General features: G+C 65.1%; 14 protein-coding genes. 5 read left to right on the top strand and 9 right to left on the bottom strand.

Annotated elements, in window-relative coordinates; genetic code table 11:
• Positions 1 to 332: 332 nt before the first annotated feature.
• A complete protein-coding gene (locus tag C7449_RS18715; protein ID WP_108004418.1) occupies positions 333 to 1,127 on the top strand; it encodes a DUF1194 domain-containing protein in 795 nt (264 codons plus the stop codon).
• Positions 1,128 to 1,298: 171 nt separating this feature from the next.
• Here the strand turns inward: C7449_RS18715 and C7449_RS18720 are convergent, their stop codons facing one another.
• The 9 genes from C7449_RS18720 to C7449_RS18760 all read right to left on the bottom strand — a co-directional run bounded on the left by C7449_RS18720 (position 1,299) and on the right by C7449_RS18760 (position 12,991).
• Positions 1,299 to 1,928 carry a TetR family transcriptional regulator gene (locus C7449_RS18720; protein ID WP_108004419.1) on the bottom strand — a complete coding sequence of 210 codons (630 nt, stop codon included), beginning with the start codon at positions 1,926 to 1,928 and terminating at the stop codon, positions 1,299 to 1,301.
• Positions 1,929 to 1,977: 49 nt separating this feature from the next.
• Positions 1,978 to 5,115, bottom strand: coding sequence for an efflux RND transporter permease subunit (locus C7449_RS18725; RefSeq protein ID WP_108004420.1), 3,138 nt, complete (start codon positions 5,113 to 5,115; stop codon positions 1,978 to 1,980).
• An 11-nt stretch (positions 5,116 to 5,126) separates the two neighbouring features.
• Positions 5,127 to 6,350: an efflux RND transporter periplasmic adaptor subunit gene (locus C7449_RS18730; protein ID WP_108004421.1), complete on the bottom strand. Its 1,224-nt coding sequence runs from the start codon at positions 6,348 to 6,350 to the stop codon at positions 5,127 to 5,129.
• Positions 6,351 to 6,553: 203 nt separating this feature from the next.
• Complete coding sequence (locus tag C7449_RS18735) at positions 6,554 to 7,555, bottom strand: ABC transporter ATP-binding protein (protein WP_108004422.1); 1,002 nt, start codon at positions 7,553 to 7,555, stop codon at positions 6,554 to 6,556.
• Between the two features lie 13 nt (positions 7,556 to 7,568).
• The gene (locus C7449_RS18740; protein WP_108004423.1) at positions 7,569 to 8,633 is read right to left on the bottom strand and encodes a Gfo/Idh/MocA family protein; all 1,065 of its coding nucleotides are present in this window, start codon (positions 8,631 to 8,633) and stop codon (positions 7,569 to 7,571) included.
• On the bottom strand, positions 8,630 to 9,469 hold the full coding sequence (locus C7449_RS18745; RefSeq protein WP_108004424.1) for a carbohydrate ABC transporter permease: 840 nt from the start codon (positions 9,467 to 9,469) through the stop codon (positions 8,630 to 8,632). The genes C7449_RS18740 and C7449_RS18745 overlap by 4 nt, the downstream gene beginning before the upstream one ends.
• A gap of 12 nt (positions 9,470 to 9,481) precedes the next feature.
• Complete coding sequence (locus tag C7449_RS18750; RefSeq protein ID WP_108004425.1) at positions 9,482 to 10,432, bottom strand: carbohydrate ABC transporter permease; 951 nt, start codon at positions 10,430 to 10,432, stop codon at positions 9,482 to 9,484.
• A gap of 357 nt (positions 10,433 to 10,789) precedes the next feature.
• Positions 10,790 to 12,049 carry an ABC transporter substrate-binding protein gene (locus tag C7449_RS18755; RefSeq protein ID WP_108004426.1) on the bottom strand — a complete coding sequence of 420 codons (1,260 nt, stop codon included), beginning with the start codon at positions 12,047 to 12,049 and terminating at the stop codon, positions 10,790 to 10,792.
• Between the two features lie 48 nt (positions 12,050 to 12,097).
• Positions 12,098 to 12,991, bottom strand: coding sequence for an N-acetylmuramic acid 6-phosphate etherase (locus C7449_RS18760; protein WP_108004427.1), 894 nt, complete (start codon positions 12,989 to 12,991; stop codon positions 12,098 to 12,100).
• A 196-nt stretch (positions 12,992 to 13,187) separates the two neighbouring features.
• Here C7449_RS18760 and C7449_RS18765 point away from each other — a divergent pair, with 196 nt between their 5' ends.
• The 4 genes from C7449_RS18765 to nagA are packed head-to-tail and all read left to right on the top strand — an operon-like array spanning position 13,188 to position 17,059.
• Entirely contained in the window at positions 13,188 to 14,078 is an 891-nt protein-coding gene (locus tag C7449_RS18765; RefSeq protein WP_108004428.1) for an N-acetylglucosamine kinase, read from the top strand.
• Complete coding sequence (locus C7449_RS18770) at positions 14,075 to 14,839, top strand: GntR family transcriptional regulator (protein WP_108004429.1); 765 nt, start codon at positions 14,075 to 14,077, stop codon at positions 14,837 to 14,839. Before C7449_RS18765 ends, C7449_RS18770 begins: the two co-directional genes overlap by 4 nt.
• A gap of 25 nt (positions 14,840 to 14,864) precedes the next feature.
• Complete coding sequence (locus C7449_RS18775) at positions 14,865 to 15,887, top strand: SIS domain-containing protein (protein WP_108004430.1); 1,023 nt, start codon at positions 14,865 to 14,867, stop codon at positions 15,885 to 15,887.
• Entirely contained in the window at positions 15,884 to 17,059 is a 1,176-nt protein-coding gene (nagA, locus tag C7449_RS18780; RefSeq protein ID WP_108004431.1) for an N-acetylglucosamine-6-phosphate deacetylase, read from the top strand. Before C7449_RS18775 ends, nagA begins: the two co-directional genes overlap by 4 nt.
• Positions 17,060 to 17,106: the final 47 nt, after the last annotated feature.

Below are 17,106 nucleotides of genomic sequence, written 5' to 3' on the forward strand. Positions count from 1 at the left end.
CGCCTGTCGGATACCGAAGGCAGAGGATCTTATGTCGGCCGCCTCGCAGCTTGCGGCTTGAGGCATTGCGCGCTCCGCCCAAAGCGCTCGCAGCAGCATCATATGCCAACCGCCTCACCGAGAGTTGAAGAGCTGTTTGGTTCGGCACCGCCGAGCGCCTGTGCTAAAGTCAGGTCTGCGACAGGCGCAAGCGACGGCGGGATATTCCCGCGAGCCTCGCGCCACCCGCCGTTCGGCCGGATCGGGCGGTCGGGACCAGAATGATGTTAACCGCCTGACGCCGCATCGCGCATTTCGGGAACAGCACGCTGTTCTACGAAAGGAGACGCAGGATGTTGCTCGCCGCCATCGCCACCCTCCTCAGTCTGGCCGCCGTCGGGGAAACCAAAATCGCCGCCAACGAGCCAGGCGTCGCCGTCGACCTCGAACTCGTTCTGGCCGTGGACGTTTCCGGCTCGATGGATCTCGAGGAAGCGCAGGTCCAGCGAGCGGGATATGTCGAGGCGTTGATGCATCCCGACTTTCTCGCCGCCATCCGCGAAGGCTATCACGGCCGCATTGCCATCAGCTACTACGAGTGGGGCGGCACGATCGCCACGAACTCGCAATTGCCATGGTCGGTCATCGAAACCGACGACGATGCCGTCGGCTTTGCGCAGTTGATCCAGAAGCGCCCATTCACGTCGTTGCGGGGCACCTCTCTTTCGACGGCGATCGCCTATGGCTCGGGGCTGTTCGACGACAACGGCTATGCCGGCACGCGGCGGGTGATCGACATCTCCGGGGACGGGCCGAACAATTACGGGGCGCCGGTCACGCCGGCGCGCGATGCGGCGACCGCGCTCGGCATCGTCATCAACGGGCTCGCGATCATGATACGGCCATCCGCATCCCATGGGCCGCTCGATCAGTACTATGGGGATTGCGTGATCGGTGGCCCTGGCGCCTTCGTCATATCCGTGCAGAAGCCGGAAGATTTCGCGACGGCGATCCGCCGCAAGCTGGTGCTGGAGGTCAGCGGCAACCAGCCTCCGGCCCGCTTGCTTCCCGCTGCGAGCCACGCCGACTGCATGATCGGGGAGAAACTGCGGCCCGGTTGGGAACCCTATCCGGAACTGAACCGATGAGGACGGCGGGCCGGTAAGCGCTGGTCAGAAAGTGCGCATTCCTTCGTCAGGCGCTGTCCTGTTGCGATTCCATCAGTTCGGCCCCAAAGGAAAATGCCCACTGCTCAACTTGATTCTCAAGTCCAGCAATCGGCGCCAAATGTATGGCAAGACTCTAGAAAATACCCGCACTCAACGCGCTCGAGTGGCATCCGCGCCCCGCAGGCTCTCGATCAGGCGGCGCAGGTTCTCACGACCCTCTCCGGCAAGATCGAAACGGCGACCATGAAGCAGCCATTCGCTGCAGAGCCCCTTCATCATCCACCGCAGCGCCGATGCGGCGGATCTCGGCGTCCAGCAGGCGCTGAGCTGTCCCTTCGAGGCCACGCGCGCGAGCGCACTTTCAAGCTTGCACTTGTGGTCGTCGTCGACATGCTGCTGTTTTTCCAGGACAGGCGCGAACTCGCCGGAATAATCGCAGCGCAGGAGGATGGTCAGGATGCGCTGGCGCTGCTCGTCGCTGGCGAGCGCGTCGAGCCACTTCGCCGCCGCCCGTTCCACGACGGCAAACACGTCCGCATCGTCGGATTCGAGCTCGCGGGCGACCATGTCTTCCTGCGGCAACGGCACGGACTTGTAGAGTTCCATGAAGAGCGCGGTCTTATTGGCGAAATGCCAGTAGATGGCACCGCGGGTGACGCCGGCGGCCTTCGCCACATCTTCCATCGTCGCGTTGGAGACGCCCTTCTTGAAGAAGACCCGTTCCGCCGCGCAGATGATCTGCCGGCGCGTAGCCTCGGCTTCGGCCTTGGTCCTGCGCATTTCAACTCCTTATAGCAAAGTGCCCGCCTTGCGGCGGGCACCCAGGTTCTCACTCGCCGGGGGCAGGTGCGACTGCCGGCGCTGGTTCGGTTTTGGTCTTGCCGCCGAACATCTTCATGATGAACACGAAGAACACCGGCACGAAGACGACCGCAAGCACGGTGGCCGAGATCATCCCGCCCATGACGCCAGTACCGATGGCGTTCTGGCTGGCAGCGCTCGGGCCCGTGGCGATGGCCAGCGGCAGAACGCCGAGCGTGAAGGCGAGCGAGGTCATCAGGATCGGACGGAAGCGGAGCCGTGCCGCCTCGATCGCCGCTTCCTTCAGCGGCTTGCCCTCGGCCCGCAGGTCCTTGGCGAACTCGATGATGAGGATCGCGTTCTTCGCCGACAGGCCGATGATGGCGATCAGTCCGACGAGGAAGTACACGTCGTTGGACATGCCGCGCAGCATGACCGCCAGCACCGAGCCGATGACGCCGAGCGGCACGACGAGCATGACCGACAGCGGGATCGACCAGCTCTCATAGAGCGCCGCCAGTAGCAGGAAGACGAACAGGATCGACAGTGCGATCAGCGCTGGCGCCTGCGAGCCCGACTGGATCTCCTGCAACGACTGGCCGGTCCACTCGTAGCCGAAGCCGTTCGGCAGGTCGGCGGCCAACCGCTCCATCTCGGCAATGGCATCGCCCGAGGAGTAACCGGGGGCGGCCTGGCCGCTGATGCGGACGGACGGATAGCCGTTATAGCCGACGATCTGGGCCGGGCCGCGGATCCACTCCACCGAAGCGAAGGAGGACAGCGGCACCATGCCTCCGCTGGCGTTGCGGACGTTAAGCTTCAGCAGGTCCGAAGTCTGCATGCGCTTTTCCGCATCCGCCTGCACCGTCACGCGCTGCATGCGGCCGGCGTTCGGGAAGTCGTTGACGTAGGACGAGCCGAGGTTCGCCGAGATCGTCGAGTTGATATCCGCGAAGGTGACGCCGAAAGCGTTCGCCTTCTCGCGGTCGATGATCAGGTTGACCTGAGCGGCATCGGGCATGCCTTCGACGCGCAGGCCGGCGACGATCTTGCTCTGCTGGGCGGCGGCCAGCAGCTGGTCGCGCGCCGCCGATAGCGCGGCCTGGCCCATGCCGCCGCGGTCCTGCAGGCGGAAGGTGAAGCCGCTCGAATTGCCGAGGCCCTGGATCGGCGGCGGCGAGAGCGAAAATGCCATCGCGTCCTTGACCCTGCCGAAGATCTGCCCGTTGGCCCGTCCGGCGATCGCATCCGCCGAGTTTTCCGGCCCGCGCTCGGACCAGTCCTTCAGGCTGACGAAGGCAAGGCCGGCGTTCTGGCCGGAACCGGCGAAGCTGAAGCCGGAAACCGCCACCACGCGATCGACCGCCTCTTCCTTGCCGAAGATCTGCTCGACCTGTTCGATCACCTGCTGGGTGCGGCTGCCGCTTGCCTCGGACGGGGCCTGCATGTCGACGATCAGGAAGCCCTGGTCCTCGTTCGGCAGGAACGACGTCGGCAGCTGGATATAGGCGTAGCCGAGGCCGACGAGCAGCGCCAGATAGACGACCATCAGTCGGCCGGAGCGCTTGACGACGCCGCCGACCATGCCGGTATAGCCATTCGTGGTCTTGTCGAAGCTGCGGTTGAACCAGCCGAAGAAGCCGCGTTTCTGATGATGCCCGGGGGCGATCGGCTTCAGGAACGTGGCACAGAGCGCCGGCGTCAGCGAGAGTGCCAGGAGGCCCGAGAACAGGATCGACACCACCATCGTCAGACTGAACTGCTGGTAGATGATGCCGACTGCACCGGGGAAGAAAGCCATGGGAACGAACACGGCCGTCAGCACCAGCGTGATGCCGATGAGCGCGCCGGTGATCTGGCCCATCGCCTTTCGGGTCGCCTCCTTCGGAGGCAGCCCCTCCTCGGCCATGATGCGCTCGACATTCTCCACAACGACGATGGCGTCGTCCACGAGAATGCCGATCGCCAGCACCATGGCGAACATGGTCAGCACGTTGATCGAGAAGCCGGCGACAAACATGACCGCACAGGTGCCGAGGAGCGCCACCGGCACGACGAGCGTCGGAATGACCGTGTAGCGGATGTTCTGCAGGAACAGGAACATCACCAGGAACACGAGGCCGATGGCTTCGATGAGCGTATGGACCACCTTCTCGATCGACGCCTCGACGAAGGGCGTCGTGTCATAGGGGATCTCGTATCTGATGCCCGGCGGGAAGAACTGCGCCAGTTCGTCCATCTTTTCCCGGATGCCCTCAGCCGTCGACATAGCGTTGGCAGTCGGTGACAGCTGGACGCCGATGGCCGCGGTCGGCTTGCCGTTCAGCCGGGCGGAGAAGTTATAGGTTTCGCCGCCGACTTCGATGCGCGCGACGTCGCGCAGCCGGACGGAGGATCCGTCAGGGTTGGCCCGCAGGACGATCGAACCGAACTGCTCGGGCGTGGCGAGCTGGCCGCGAACGAGAACGGTCGCGGAGATCTGCTGGTTGACGGGGTTCGGCTGCGCGCCGATGCGGCCTGCCGAGACTTGCGCGTTCTGCGCGGCGATTGCCCGGGTCACGTCGTCGACGGTCAGGCTGAGGCCGACCATCTTGTCGGGATCCACCCAGATGCGCATCGAGCGCTGGGTGGAGAAGAGCGTGGCGCTGCCGACGCCCGGCACGCGCCGGATTTCGCCGATGACGTTGCGGCTCATGTAGTCGCCAAGGCCGATCGCATCGGTGTTGCCGTCCTCGGAGGTCAGCGCCACCACCATCAGGAAGCTGGTGCCGGCCTGCTCGACGCGCATGCCCTGCTGGGTCACCGACCGCGGAAGACGCGGCTCGACGCGTGCGATACGGTTCTGCACCTCCACCTGCGCCTGGTCGATGTCGGTGCCGGGCGCGAAGGTCACGTTGATGGAGATGCGGCCGGAGGATTCCGAGGTCGACTCGAAGTAGATCAGACCAGGAACGCCGTTCAGCTCTTCCTCGATCGGACGGGTGACGCTGAGGTACATGTCCTCGGGCGAGGCACCCGGATAGCTCGTGCCGATCGAGATCTGCGGGGGCGCCACGTTCGGATACTGCGCGACCGGCAGCATCGGAATCGTGATCAGACCCGCGATCATGATGAATATGGCGACAACCCAGGCGAAGATCGGCCTGTCAATAAAGAAACGTGGCATTGGTCAGGACCTCAATTCGCTGCGGCGGCCGGTTCGGCCTTCGCGTCGTCCGCGGGCGCGGCTTCGGCGGTCTCGCCGCCGGCCTGCTCCGCTGCGCCTGCCGGATTCCATTCCGACGGAGCGACCACGCTGCCGGGACGCGCCTTCTGGAAGCCTTCGGCGACGATCTTTTCGCCCGGCTGCAGCCCGCTGGTGACGACCGCGCGCTGTCCGACGACGCGGCCAACGGTGATGCGGCGCACCTCGACGGTGTTTTCGGCATTGACGACATAGACCTGCGCCTGGCCGCCGGTGTCACGCAGCACCGCCTGTTGCGGCACCAGGATCGCATCCTTCTCGATACCCTGCTGGATCTGGACGCGGACATACATGCCCGGCAGCAGGTCGTTCGACGGGTTGGGGAACTCTCCGCGCAGCGTCACCTGGCCGGTGGTCGTGTCCACCGCGGCCTCGGAGAACAGCAGCTTGCCCTGATGCCCGTAGGTGGTGCCATCATCGAACAACAGCTTCACGTCGGCCGAGTTCTCGTCGCTCATCAGGTCGCCCTCCTCGAGCGCCTTGCGCAGGCGGATGAGGTCGGTCGCCGACTGGGTGAAGTCCGCATAGACCGGGTCGAGCTGCTGGATGGTGGCCAGTGCCTCGGCGCCGTTGGCGTTGACGAGGGCGCCTTCGGTGATCAGCGCACGGCCGATCCGGCCGCTGATCGGCGCGGTCACCTCGGAGTATTGAAGGTTGAGCTTGGCCGTGGCCAGGCCGGCTTCGGCGATCGCGACGTCCGCGTCGGCAGCCGCCAGGTTTGCGACGGCATCGTCGAATTGCTGTGCGGAAGCAACGTTGGACTTCTTCAGCTGCTCCTGACGGTCGGCGGCCTGCTTGGCCTGCAGCTGCACCGCCTTGGCGCGCCGCAGCGTGCCCTCGGCGCTGGCGACCTGGACGCGGAACGGCTCGGGGTCGATGCGATAGAGCACATCGCCTTCCTTCACGATTGAGCCCTGCTGGAACACGCGCTCGACGACGATGCCGGAGACGCGCGGGCGCACCTCGGCCGTGCGCGTCGCAGCGATGCGGCCCGGCAGTTCGTTGGTGATGGGCGCTTCCTCGGCTTTCGTGGTGATGACCGCCACCTGCGCAGGAGGCATGGCTGGGGCGCCGGCGTTCTGCTCCTCCTTCTGGCAGCCGGCCAGAACGAGAAGGCTTCCCATCGTCGCAATTGCAATCGGTCTCATGATCCGCATCGGTTTTTTTCCACGAGCAAGGAGGGGCAGCGGCCCCCAAAAGGTGCAGGTTCGGGCCTGAGGCCCTCAAAATGATAGATGCGGAAAAGCTGTCAGCTCTCCGCATCGTCGTTTACAGACGTTCATGTATGTTAGGCGGAGGCGAAGCGCAACGCCTCATTGCACCGCAGCAACGCACATTCACGGGATTGTGATGAGGGGCCTCATCGTATCGCTAGTCCACCGTCATCGAAGCGGTGCAACTGCCCGGCGTTTGGAGACGCATAGACGATGTCGTCAGGCGCATAGTGGTGCTCGCCGAACAGTCGGGCGGTGAGAAGCCCGGTCTGCTCGCTGTCGAGATAGACGATCGTGTCGGCGCCAAGATGCTCGACATGGATGATCCGCCCCATCCAGTCGCCGCCTTCGCGCGATAGCGTCAGGTGCTCCGGGCGGATACCGATCGTCTTGGCGCCGGCCTCGCCAAGTCGCTTCGCATCGATGAAGTTCATCGCGGGCGAGCCGATGAAGCCGGCGACGAAGAGGTTGGCGGGCCGGTTGTAGAGTTCCATCGGCGAGCCGACCTGCTGGATCACGCCGGCGTCGAGCACGACGATCTTGTCGGCCAGCGTCATCGCCTCGACCTGGTCGTGGGTGACGTAGATCATCGTCGCCTTCAGTTCGCGGTGCAGCCGCGCGATCTCGAGACGGGTGTTGACGCGCAATGCCGCGTCGAGGTTCGACAGCGGCTCGTCGAACAGGAACAGTTTTGGCTCGCGGACGATGGCGCGGCCGATCGCCACGCGCTGGCGCTGGCCGCCGGAAAGTTCGGCCGGACGGCGGTCCAGGTACGGCCCCAGCGACAGCATGGCGGAGGCCTTCTTGGTGCGCTCCTCGATCTGCGCCTTGGGGGCCCCGGCCTGCTTCAGGCCGAGCCCCATGTTGTCCTTGACCGTCAGGTGCGGATAGAGCGCGTAGGACTGGAACACCATGGCGATGCCGCGCTTGGCCGGCGGCACGGCGCTGACCTCGGCGCCGTCGATCAGGATGTTGCCGGAGGTCGCATCCTCAAGCCCGGCGATGATGCGCAGCAGCGTCGATTTTCCGCAGCCCGACGGCCCGACGAAGATGACGAACTCACCATCCTTGACCTCGAGATCGATGCCCTTGAGCACGTCGACCGGGCCGAAGGACTTGCGCACGGATTTCAGTTGCAGAGAGCCCATCGCCGTTTCCTTCTTACAGCTTGACCGGTTTGCCGGTGCGCACGCTTTCGTCGGCGGCAAGGCAGATGCGCAGCGACTGAACCGCATCCTCCATGTGGCGCGACAGGTCGATGTCCTCGCGGATCGCCTTCAGCACATAGGCCTGTTCGCGGTCGCACAGCTCCTGGTGCCCCGGCTCGCCGGCCATCTTCAGGTCCTCGTCGACCTTGAGGAAGCGGCCATTCGGCCCGGTCTCGGCGTTATGGATGCGGATCACCGCCGTCTTCGTGTGCGTGTCGATGTCGTCGGACTTGGCGTTCGGGTCCATGACGATCGACACCGAGCCCTTCGGCGACATCACGTCCTTCACGAAGAAAGCGGTCTCTGAGATCATCGGTCCCCAGCCCGCCTCGTACCATCCGAGCGAGCCGTCGTCGAACAGCACCTGCAGGTGGCCGTAGTTGTACATGTCCGGCGCGATCTCGTCGGAGAGGCGCAGCCCCATGCCGCGCACCTCGACCGGCCTGGCGTCGGTGATCTGGCACATGACGTCTACATAGTGCACGCCGCAGTCGACGATCGGCGGCGTCGTCTGCATGAGCTGCTTGTGCGTCGCCCACGTCGGGCCGCTCGACTGCTGGTTCAGGTTCATGCGGAACACGTAAGGGCCGCCGAGCTTGCGGGCCTCGGCGATCAGCCGCATCCAGGAGGGATGGTGGCGCAGGATGTAGCCGACCACGAGCTTGCGGCCGTTGGCCCTGGCGCAGGCGACCACCCGCTCGGCATCGGCCACGGTCGTCGCCAGCGGCTTCTCGACGAACACATGCGCACCCGCCTCCATGGCCATCACCGCATAGTCGGCATGGCTGTCGGAATAGGTGTTGATCGAGCAGAGCTCCGGCTTCAGCTCCCTCAGTGCCTCGGGGAAAGAGGGTAGGATCTCGTAGCCGTTCAACGCTTCCGGCAGCTCCACCTTCGAGCGGTTGACGAGGCCGACGATCTCGAAACCGGGGTTCTCGTGGTAGGCGAGCGCGTGGCTGCGGCCCATGTTGCCGAGCCCGGCCGAAAGCACGCGGATCGGGGCGGAGGAAGGGGTCATTTCACTGCTCCTGAAGTGATGCCGCGGATGAGCTGCCGCGAGAAGGCGAGATAGAGGACGAGCACCGGCAGGATCGCCAGCGACAGGGCGGCGAGCACCGCGTTCCAGTTGGTGACGAACTGGCCGATGAAGATCTGCGAGCCGAGCGTGACGGTCTTGGTCGCCTCGCTGGGCGCCAGGATCAGCGGGAACCACAGATCGTTCCAGATCGGGATCATGGTGAAGACGGCGACCGTCGCCATGGCGGGGCGCACCAATGGCAGCACCAGCCGGAAGAAGATGGAATACTCCGAGAGCCCGTCGATGCGCCCGGCATTCTTCAGGTCGTCGGAGACGGTGCGCATGAACTCCGACAGGATGAAGACAGCGAGCGGCAGCCCTTGCGCGGTATAGACAAGGATCAGCGCCGTCAGCGTGTTGACGAGCCCGGTCGCCACCATCCCCTGCAGGATCGCCACCGTGCCCAGCCGGATCGGGATCATGATGCCGAGCGCCAGGTACAGTCCCATCAGCGTGTTGCCGCGAAAGCGGTATTCAGACAGCGCAAACGCTGACATCGCACCGAACACCAGCACGAGGACGATCGAGACGACGGTGACGATCAGACTGTTCTGGAAGTAGGTCGCAAAGTCCCCCTGCCCCAGCACCGTGGCATAGCCCACGAGGTCGAACGTCTCGGGCGTCGGAAGCTGCATCGGGTTGCGGAAGATCGCATTGCGGTTCTTGAACGAGTTGATGAGCGTCAGGAACACCGGGAACACGGCGACCAGCGTGTAGGCGATCAGCGCAATGTGGACCAGCGCCATGCGGCCGTAGGAGGTGCGTGCCTTGGACATGATCGCCTCCCCTCAGAACTGGTAGCGGCGGATGCGCCGCTGGATGACGAAAAGATAGAGCGAGACGCCGGCGAGGATGATCAGGAACATCACGGTGGCGATCGTCGCCCCCATCGAGCGGTCGCCGAGCTGCAGTTGGAAGCCGAAGAAGGTCCGGTAGAGCAGCGTTCCAAGGATGTCCGTCGAACCGTCCGGCCCGGCAAGCGCCCCCTGAACGGTGTAGACCAGGTCGAAGGCGTTGAAGTTGCCGACAAAGGTCAGGATCGAGATGATGCCGATCGCCGGCAACACCAGCGGCAGCTTGATCTTGAAGAACTGCGCCCAGCCGGTGATGCCGTCGCATTCGGCCGCCTCGATCACCTCCTCGGGAATGTTGAGGAGTGCCGCATAGATCAGCATCATCGGGATGCCGACATATTGCCAGACCGAGATCAGCGACACGGCGATCAGCGCCGACCCCGGCTTGCCGAGCCAGGGCGCGAACATCCATTTCAGGCCGACCAGATCCATGAGGTAGGGCGAGACGCCCCAGATCGGCGACAGGATCAGCTTCCAGATGAAGCCGACGATCACGAAGGACAGCAGCGTCGGCAGGAAGATGGCGGTGCGATAGAAGGCGGCGAAGCGCAGCCTTGGCAGCGAAAGCAAGGCTGCCAGCGCGATCCCGATCGGGTTCTGCACCAGCATGTGGATGGCGAAAAAGATGAAATTGTTCTTCAGCGCGTTCCAAAAGTCGGCCGACCAGCGCGCATCACCGAAGAGAACGCGGAAGTTGCCGAGCCCGACGAAGGTGTATTGGCCGTCGACCGTATTGTAGAACGACAGGCGAAGGGTCTCGATCAGCGGCAGGATCATCACGGCCGAATAGACGACCAATGCCGGCAGCAGGAACACGCCGATGTGCCAGCGCCGCGGGCGCCGTACGGCTTCCAGTTCGTCCCGAGATAAAGTGGCGTCCGTCATGGCCCCTACCCGTTCGTTCCGACCGATGGTTCGACTGCTTTCCGAGGTGACGGCCAGGCGTCACACGGTCAGTGCCACCGCATGATTGTCGTCCGGGGCATCCCGGCGGATGACATTCAGTTTACACGTTTTTCCGACTATTGCGCGGGGCTTGGCCACGCGGAGCAGCCCCGCCCCTCACAAGCCTGGCGCCACTTCCCCCCGCAAGCGGCGAGAAGACCACGCCACGACCATTCTCCCGCCTTCCCGGTGTCGCGGGGGGGCGATCACGGAAAGTCCAGCCGGCGACCGCGACCTGACCCTCTCCCGCCTGCGCGGAGAGGGCCAGGTCGCGAAGTTGCAGACCGCTCCCGCGGCTCACTTCGCCGGCTTGTACCAGCTATCGAGGCCGTCCTGCAGCTTCTTGGCGGCATCTTCCGGCGTCTGGGTGCCGTTGATGACGTTGGCGGATGCCGTCCAGGTCTCGTTTTCGAGGTTCGGGGTGCCGCGCGACAGGATCTGGTAGGTCGAGCGGATCGTCGGCTTGCACTTCTCGCGCCAGGAGACGAATTCCTGCGCCAGCGGATCGGCCATCTTCACCGCCGTCGAGTTCAGGCTGAAGAAGCCCGGCAGCGAGTTGGCGTAGATGTCGGCAAACTCCGGCGAGGCGACGAAGGTCAGGAACGTCTTCGCGGCATCTGCATTGGCGCCCTTGGCGTTCAGGCCGATGCCGATGTCGTTGCGATCGGAGATGTAGCAGGTGTCGCCGGCGTTCTTCACCGGCGGCGGGAAGGCGCCCATCTTGAACTGCGCCTGGGTGTTGAACAGGCCGATTTCCCACGAGCCGGCCGGATAGATGGCGGCGCGGCCGAGCGTGAAGAGGTTCTGGCTGTCCGGATAGGTCTGGGCCTCGAAGCCGTCGCCGAGATAGTCCTTCCACTTGGCGAGCACGCGGAACGGCTCGACCCACGGCTCGTCGGTCAGCTTCTGCTCGCCCTTGATCAGCGCCAGCCGGCCTTCCTCGCCCTTCCAGTAGGTCGGGCCGATGTTCTGGTAACCCATCGTCGCGGCTTCCCAGAGATCCTTCGTGCCCATCGCCATCGGGATGTAGGTGCCATCGGTCTTGATCTTGTCGAGGGCGGCGAAGAACTCGGCTTCGGTCGTCGGAACGGAGACGCCGAGCTGGTCGAAGGCGTCCTTGTTGTAGATGAAGCCATGGATGACCGACGCCATCGGCACGCAGAACGTGGTCTTGCCGTCGTCGGTGGTCCAGGCGGACTTCGCGACATCGGAGAAGTTCTCCATGCCGGAAAGGTCGTTCAAGGCTGCCAGGTGGCCCTTGTTGAAGAGCTCGAGCGAGGCGTCAAACGGGCGGCAGGTGATCAGGTCGCCCGCGGAGCCGGCATCGAGCTTGGCGTTCAGCGCGGCGTTGTACTCGGTCGGCGCCGTCGGCGAGAACACGACCTTGATGCCCGGGTTCTTCGCCTCAAAGGCCGGGATGATCTTGTCCTTCCAGATCGGCAGGTCGTCGTTGCGCCAGCTTTCGATGGTCAGCGTCACGTCTTGCGCATGGGCGATCCCGGCGGTGCCGAGAATGCTCGTGGCAAGCAGCAAGCCCTTGATAGCTTTACCAGTCATCACTTTCTCCCCTTATCAAAGCGCACACTGGCGCCGTTCTGAATATCGTTACTTGAAAGTCGTCAGGGCACGTCGCAGGCTCTGACCTGATTTGTCGAGCGCCGCCTGCGCCGCTGCAAGGTTTGCGGCGCCCGCGGCGAGCAGCACCGCCGCCTTGACCGACCCATCGGCTTGCTGCAGCAGCCGCACCGCCTCGTCCGTCTCGACGCCGGAAATGCCGGCGACGATGCGGCTCGCACGATCCTTGAGCTTGATGTTGTCCGCCTTGAGGTTGACCATGTAGCCGTCATGCACGTGGCCGAGCTGGACGCCGACAAGCGTCGACAGCATGTTCAAGGCGATCTTCTGCGCCGTCCCCGCGCCCATCCGCGTCGATCCGGAGATCACCTCCGGCGGCGTTTGCAGCAGGATGGAGGTGTCGGCATAGGCGAAGATCGGCGCGCCGGGATTGTTGGCGATCGCAATCACCCGTGCGTCGTGCGACTGCGCATGATCGGCGATCGCGATGGCATAGGGGGTCGACCCGCTGGCGGTGACGCAGATCACGCAGTCGCCCTTGCCGATCCTGGCCGCTTCCGCATCGGAAACAGCCAGCGCAGTGTCGTCCTCATAGCCGCCTGCGAGGTTCTCGAGGCTCGCCGCCCCGCCGGCCAGCAGGATCACGATGCGGTCGCGGGGAATGCCGTAGGTGCCGGGAAGTTCGAGCGCGTCCGCCATTGCCATCAGGCCGGAACTGCCGGCGCCAACATAGACAAGACGCCCGCCGGAGCGCAACGCACCGGCGGCAAGCGTGGCCGCTTCCGCAATGTCGTCGATGGCCGAGTCTACCGCGCCTGCCGCCGCCGCCTGGCCGGCAGCCAGGATCTTGAGCACCTCGGCGGGGCTGCGCTCGTCCAGCCCCTGCGCCTGCGGGTGCTTGGCTTCGGTTCTGCCTGATGCCATCCAAAATCTCCCTTGCCACAATTTAAGGCCAAAAAAATACCAATTGTCCATAGGAAATTAACGCCCGCGGGCAGAAAAGTGATACCATTCAAATTCACCCCATCTTGCCAATCACTTAGGAAACGGCACTGGCGGGAGACCGGTTTTCCGCTTGGTTAATGGTATTTTTTTGGTATTGTTCTTGTCGGAGATCAAAATGGCAGACCTGATCATTGGCATCGATGGAGGCGGCACCAGCTGCCGGGCGGCAGTCGCCGACCCGGACGGTACCGTGCTCGGTCGCGGCAGAAGCGGCGCCGCCAATATCCTGACGGACCCGAACAACGCCATCGTCAGCATCACCGAGGCGGCCGAGGCAGCTTGCCGCGACGCCGGCATTCCGGTGGAGACGATAGCGAAGGCGTCAGCCTTCCTCGGCCTGGCCGGAACCAATGTCGGCAATCTTACCCAGTATGTCCGCGAGCGGCTGCCGTTCCGCCACACCGACATCGACTCCGACGGGCTGATCGCGCTGCAGGGGGCCATCGGCGACGCCGAGGGGTCCGTGGCAATCCTCGGCACGGGCACCATCTTCATGGCCCGCCGGGCCGGCACGGTTCATTATATCGGCGGTTGGGGGTTCATCATCGGAGATCTCGGCGGGGGCGCCCGACTCGGTCATGCGCTCTTGCAGGAGGCGTTGCTTGCCCATGACGGCATCCACCCGCGCTCCGCCGTCACCGATGCGATCCTGGCCGAATTCAAGCACGACCCGACCGCCATGGTGGAGTTCGCGCGGCTCTCCAAGCCCGGCGATTTCGGCCGCTATGCACCGCTGGTCTTCCAGCATGCGCAACAAAACGACCCGGGCGCGCTGGCGCTGGTAGAGGCGGCCGCCAGGTCCGTCAACGAGTCCCTCGACGCCATCACCAGGATCGGCGGGCATGAGCGGCTGTGCCTGCTCGGCGGCCTGGCGCCACTCTATCCGGCGTGGCTCGAACCGCGCCACCGGGCCATCCTCGTCGATCCGCAGGCCGACGCGCTGGCAGGGGCCGTCGCCCTTGCCGCCAAGCGTTTTCGCGAACGATCCGGAGGCGCCACCGCATGACCGACCGTCTTGCCTCCATCCTCTCTCCGCAGCGCCTCCAGGCCGGCGGGTCGGGCCCGCTTTACCTGAAGCTGCGCCAGACCCTAGAGGAGGCGATACGGTCCGGCAAGCTCAACCACGGCGATGCCCTGCCGCCCGAGCGCGACCTGGCGGACTATGCCAACATCAGCCGCGTCACCGTCCGCAAGGCCGTGGACGACCTCGTCAGGGACGGCCTGCTCGTGCGCCGCCACGGCTCGGGCACCTTCGTCGTCAAGCCAGTCTCCAAGGTGCAGCAATCGCTGTCGCGGCTGACCTCTTTCACGGAGGACATGGCCCGGCGCGGGCTGCGCGCCCGCGCGGAATGGATCGATCGCGGCCTGTTCCACCCCTCGCCCGACGAGATGATGATCCTCGGACTTCCCGCCGACGCGCTGGTCGCTCGCCTTGGGCGCCTGCGCATCGCCGACGACATGCCGCTTGCGATCGAGCGCGCCTGCATCTCTTCCGAGTTTCTTCCCGACCCCGTCCAGGTGACCGGTTCGCTCTATGCCGCTCTCGAAGAGCGTGGTTTTCGTCCGGTGCGCGCGGTACAGCGCATTTCGGCGTATAATATCAAAGATCCGGACGCGGCCATGCTGGGGGCTGCTCCCGGCTCGGCCGGCCTGTCGATCGAGCGCGTTTCGTACCTCGCATCGGGCAAGGTCGTGGAATTCACCCGCTCGCTCTATCGGGGCGACGCCTACGACTTCGTGGCGGAACTGACGCTGTCCGACGCCTGAGCCGTTTCAAAGGAAAGACAAGACTATGCAGACCAACATGCGACGTGAAATCGACGAGATCCCGGAGGCGGCCGCGCGCGTGCTCGCGCAGCAGTCCGATGCGATCGCCGCTGCCGGCAGGGCGTTGAAGTCGACCGATCCGAGCTTCGTCGTCACCATTGCCCGCGGCTCCTCGGACCATGCCGCGCTGTTTCTGAAATATGCGATCGAACTGACGGCCGGACGCGCCGTTGCCTCGCTTGGCCCTTCGCTCGCCTCTATCTACGGGGCGCGACTGAAGCTCGACGGGGCGGCGGCGATCGCCATATCCCAGTCCGGCAAGAGCCCCGACATCGTCGCAATGGCCAAGGCGGCAACCGATGCCGGTGCGACCTCACTGGCGCTCACCAATACGGTCCCCTCGCCGCTCGCCGACGCCTGCAGCCATGCGTTGAACATCTGCGCCGGGCCGGAGATCAGCGTCGCGGCGACCAAGTCCTATGTGAATTCGATCGTCGCCGGGCTGGCGATCCTGGCCGAATGGACCGGTGACGCCGCGCTCGGCAAAGCTGTCGCAGCGCTGCCGGAGCAACTCGGCAAAGCCGTCCGGCTCGACTGGACCGGCCTGATCGACGACCTCGCCGAAGCCCGTTCGCTCTACATGCTCGGCCGCGGGCCCGGTCTTGCGATCGCCAACGAGGCGGCGCTGAAGTTCAAGGAGACCTCCGGTCTGCATGCGGAAGCCTATTCCGCCGCTGAAGTGCTGCACGGGCCCGTCGCTCTTGTCGGCCCCGCCTTCCCGGTCATCGCGCTCGCCGCCCGCGACGCGGCCGAGCAGTCGGTGACGGGCATGTCCGATGGCCTGGCCGATAAGGGAGCCTACGTCTGCGTGACCTCGGCCGGCGCGAAATCGGCCAAGTCGCTGCCCTTCATCGCCACCGGCCATCCGATCACCGACGCGCTGGCGCTGATCGTCCCCTTCTACGGCTTTGTGGAGGCCTGGTCGCGCGCCCGCGGCCTCGATCCCGACAGGCCCGTCAACCTCAAGAAAGTGACTGAGACGAGATGAGCGCGCAGACCGCCTTCACGGCCGCCCGGATCTTCGACGGCGATCTCTGGCACGACGAAAGCGCCCTCCTGATAGAGGACGGCCGGGTTGTCGGCATTGTCGACCGGAACGAAATTTCTGCCGGCGCATCGATCCGGGACATGGGCGATGCCCGCATCGTTCCCGGCTTCGTCGACCTGCAGGTCAATGGCGGCGGCGGCGTGCTCCTCAACGAGCAGCCCGACGTGGATGGCATTCGCACGATCTGCGCCGCCCACACGCGTTTCGGCACTACGGCACTCCTGCCGACACTGATCACCGACACGCGCGAGATCACCGCCCGGGCGATCGCCGCCGGCATTGCGGCGCGGGAGGCGAAGGTGCCGGGCTTTCTCGGCCTGCACCTCGAAGGCCCGCACCTCTCCATTGCCCGCAAGGGCGCGCACGACCCGAAGCTGATCCGCCCGATGGAGGCCAACGATCTCGCTCGCATCACCGAGGCGCGCCCCCGACTTGACGTGCTCCTGACGACCGTCGCCCCCGAAAACGTCACGAACGACCAGATCGCCGCCCTCGCCGCGGCCGGCGTGACCGTCAGCCTCGGGCACTCCGACAGCAGCTACGCAACGGTCGGCGCCGCCGCCGCGGCCGGGGCGCGCATGATGACCCACCTCTTCAACGCCATGAGCCCGCTCGGCCATCGCGAGCCCGGCATGGTCGGCGGCGCACTCGACCTGGGCCAACTCAATGCCGGTCTGATCGCCGACGGCTTCCATGTCGATCCGGTCTCGATCGGCGTGGCGCTGCGCTCCAAGAAAGGGCCGGGGCGCATCTTCCTGGTCACGGACGCGATGTCGCCGATCGGCACCGACATGACGGGCTTCACGTTGAACGGCCGGGAGATCTATCGCAGGGACGGCCGCTTGACCCTTGCCGACGGCACACTCGCCGGCGCCGACATCGACATGATGGCCTGCGTCCGCTTCATGCACGAACGCGTCGGGCTGTACCTGGAGGAGGCACTGCGCATGGCGTCGCTCTATCCGGCCGAAGCGATCGGCATGGCCGGCCGCAAGGGTCGACTGACGCACGGGCACGACGCCGACTTCGTGGCCCTCGACGACGACCTGCACGTCCGCGCCACCTGCATCGGCGGCAGGCCAGCATTCCTTGCCGGCCGAACCGCGCATTAGTTTCATGGATTTAAGCACTTGCGGCGCGCCGGATTTCAGTTCTAGGA

This window comes from Mycoplana dimorpha, from assembly GCF_003046475.1.
Lineage (GTDB): Bacteria > Pseudomonadota > Alphaproteobacteria > Rhizobiales > Rhizobiaceae > Mycoplana > Mycoplana dimorpha.

What these genes read in the sequence shown, in the direction of transcription:
- C7449_RS18755 (WP_108004426.1), bottom strand. Translation starts at nt 12,049, where the DNA reads ATGACTGGTAAAGCTATCAAGGGCTTGCTGCTTGCCACGAGCATTCTC.
- C7449_RS18765 (WP_108004428.1), top strand. Translation starts at nt 13,188, where the DNA reads ATGGCAGACCTGATCATTGGCATCGATGGAGGCGGCACCAGCTGCCGG.
- C7449_RS18715 (WP_108004418.1), top strand. Translation starts at nt 333, where the DNA reads ATGTTGCTCGCCGCCATCGCCACCCTCCTCAGTCTGGCCGCCGTCGGG.
- nagA (WP_108004431.1), top strand. Translation starts at nt 15,884, where the DNA reads ATGAGCGCGCAGACCGCCTTCACGGCCGCCCGGATCTTCGACGGCGAT.
- C7449_RS18775 (WP_108004430.1), top strand. Translation starts at nt 14,865, where the DNA reads ATGCAGACCAACATGCGACGTGAAATCGACGAGATCCCGGAGGCGGCC.
- C7449_RS18750 (WP_108004425.1), bottom strand. Translation starts at nt 10,432, where the DNA reads ATGACGGACGCCACTTTATCTCGGGACGAACTGGAAGCCGTACGGCGC.
- C7449_RS18745 (WP_108004424.1), bottom strand. Translation starts at nt 9,469, where the DNA reads ATGTCCAAGGCACGCACCTCCTACGGCCGCATGGCGCTGGTCCACATT.
- C7449_RS18740 (WP_108004423.1), bottom strand. Translation starts at nt 8,633, where the DNA reads ATGACCCCTTCCTCCGCCCCGATCCGCGTGCTTTCGGCCGGGCTCGGC.
- C7449_RS18760 (WP_108004427.1), bottom strand. Translation starts at nt 12,991, where the DNA reads ATGGCATCAGGCAGAACCGAAGCCAAGCACCCGCAGGCGCAGGGGCTG.
- C7449_RS18730 (WP_108004421.1), bottom strand. Translation starts at nt 6,350, where the DNA reads ATGCGGATCATGAGACCGATTGCAATTGCGACGATGGGAAGCCTTCTC.
- C7449_RS18720 (WP_108004419.1), bottom strand. Translation starts at nt 1,928, where the DNA reads ATGCGCAGGACCAAGGCCGAAGCCGAGGCTACGCGCCGGCAGATCATC.
- C7449_RS18725 (WP_108004420.1), bottom strand. Translation starts at nt 5,115, where the DNA reads ATGCCACGTTTCTTTATTGACAGGCCGATCTTCGCCTGGGTTGTCGCC.
- C7449_RS18735 (WP_108004422.1), bottom strand. Translation starts at nt 7,555, where the DNA reads ATGGGCTCTCTGCAACTGAAATCCGTGCGCAAGTCCTTCGGCCCGGTC.
- C7449_RS18770 (WP_108004429.1), top strand. Translation starts at nt 14,075, where the DNA reads ATGACCGACCGTCTTGCCTCCATCCTCTCTCCGCAGCGCCTCCAGGCC.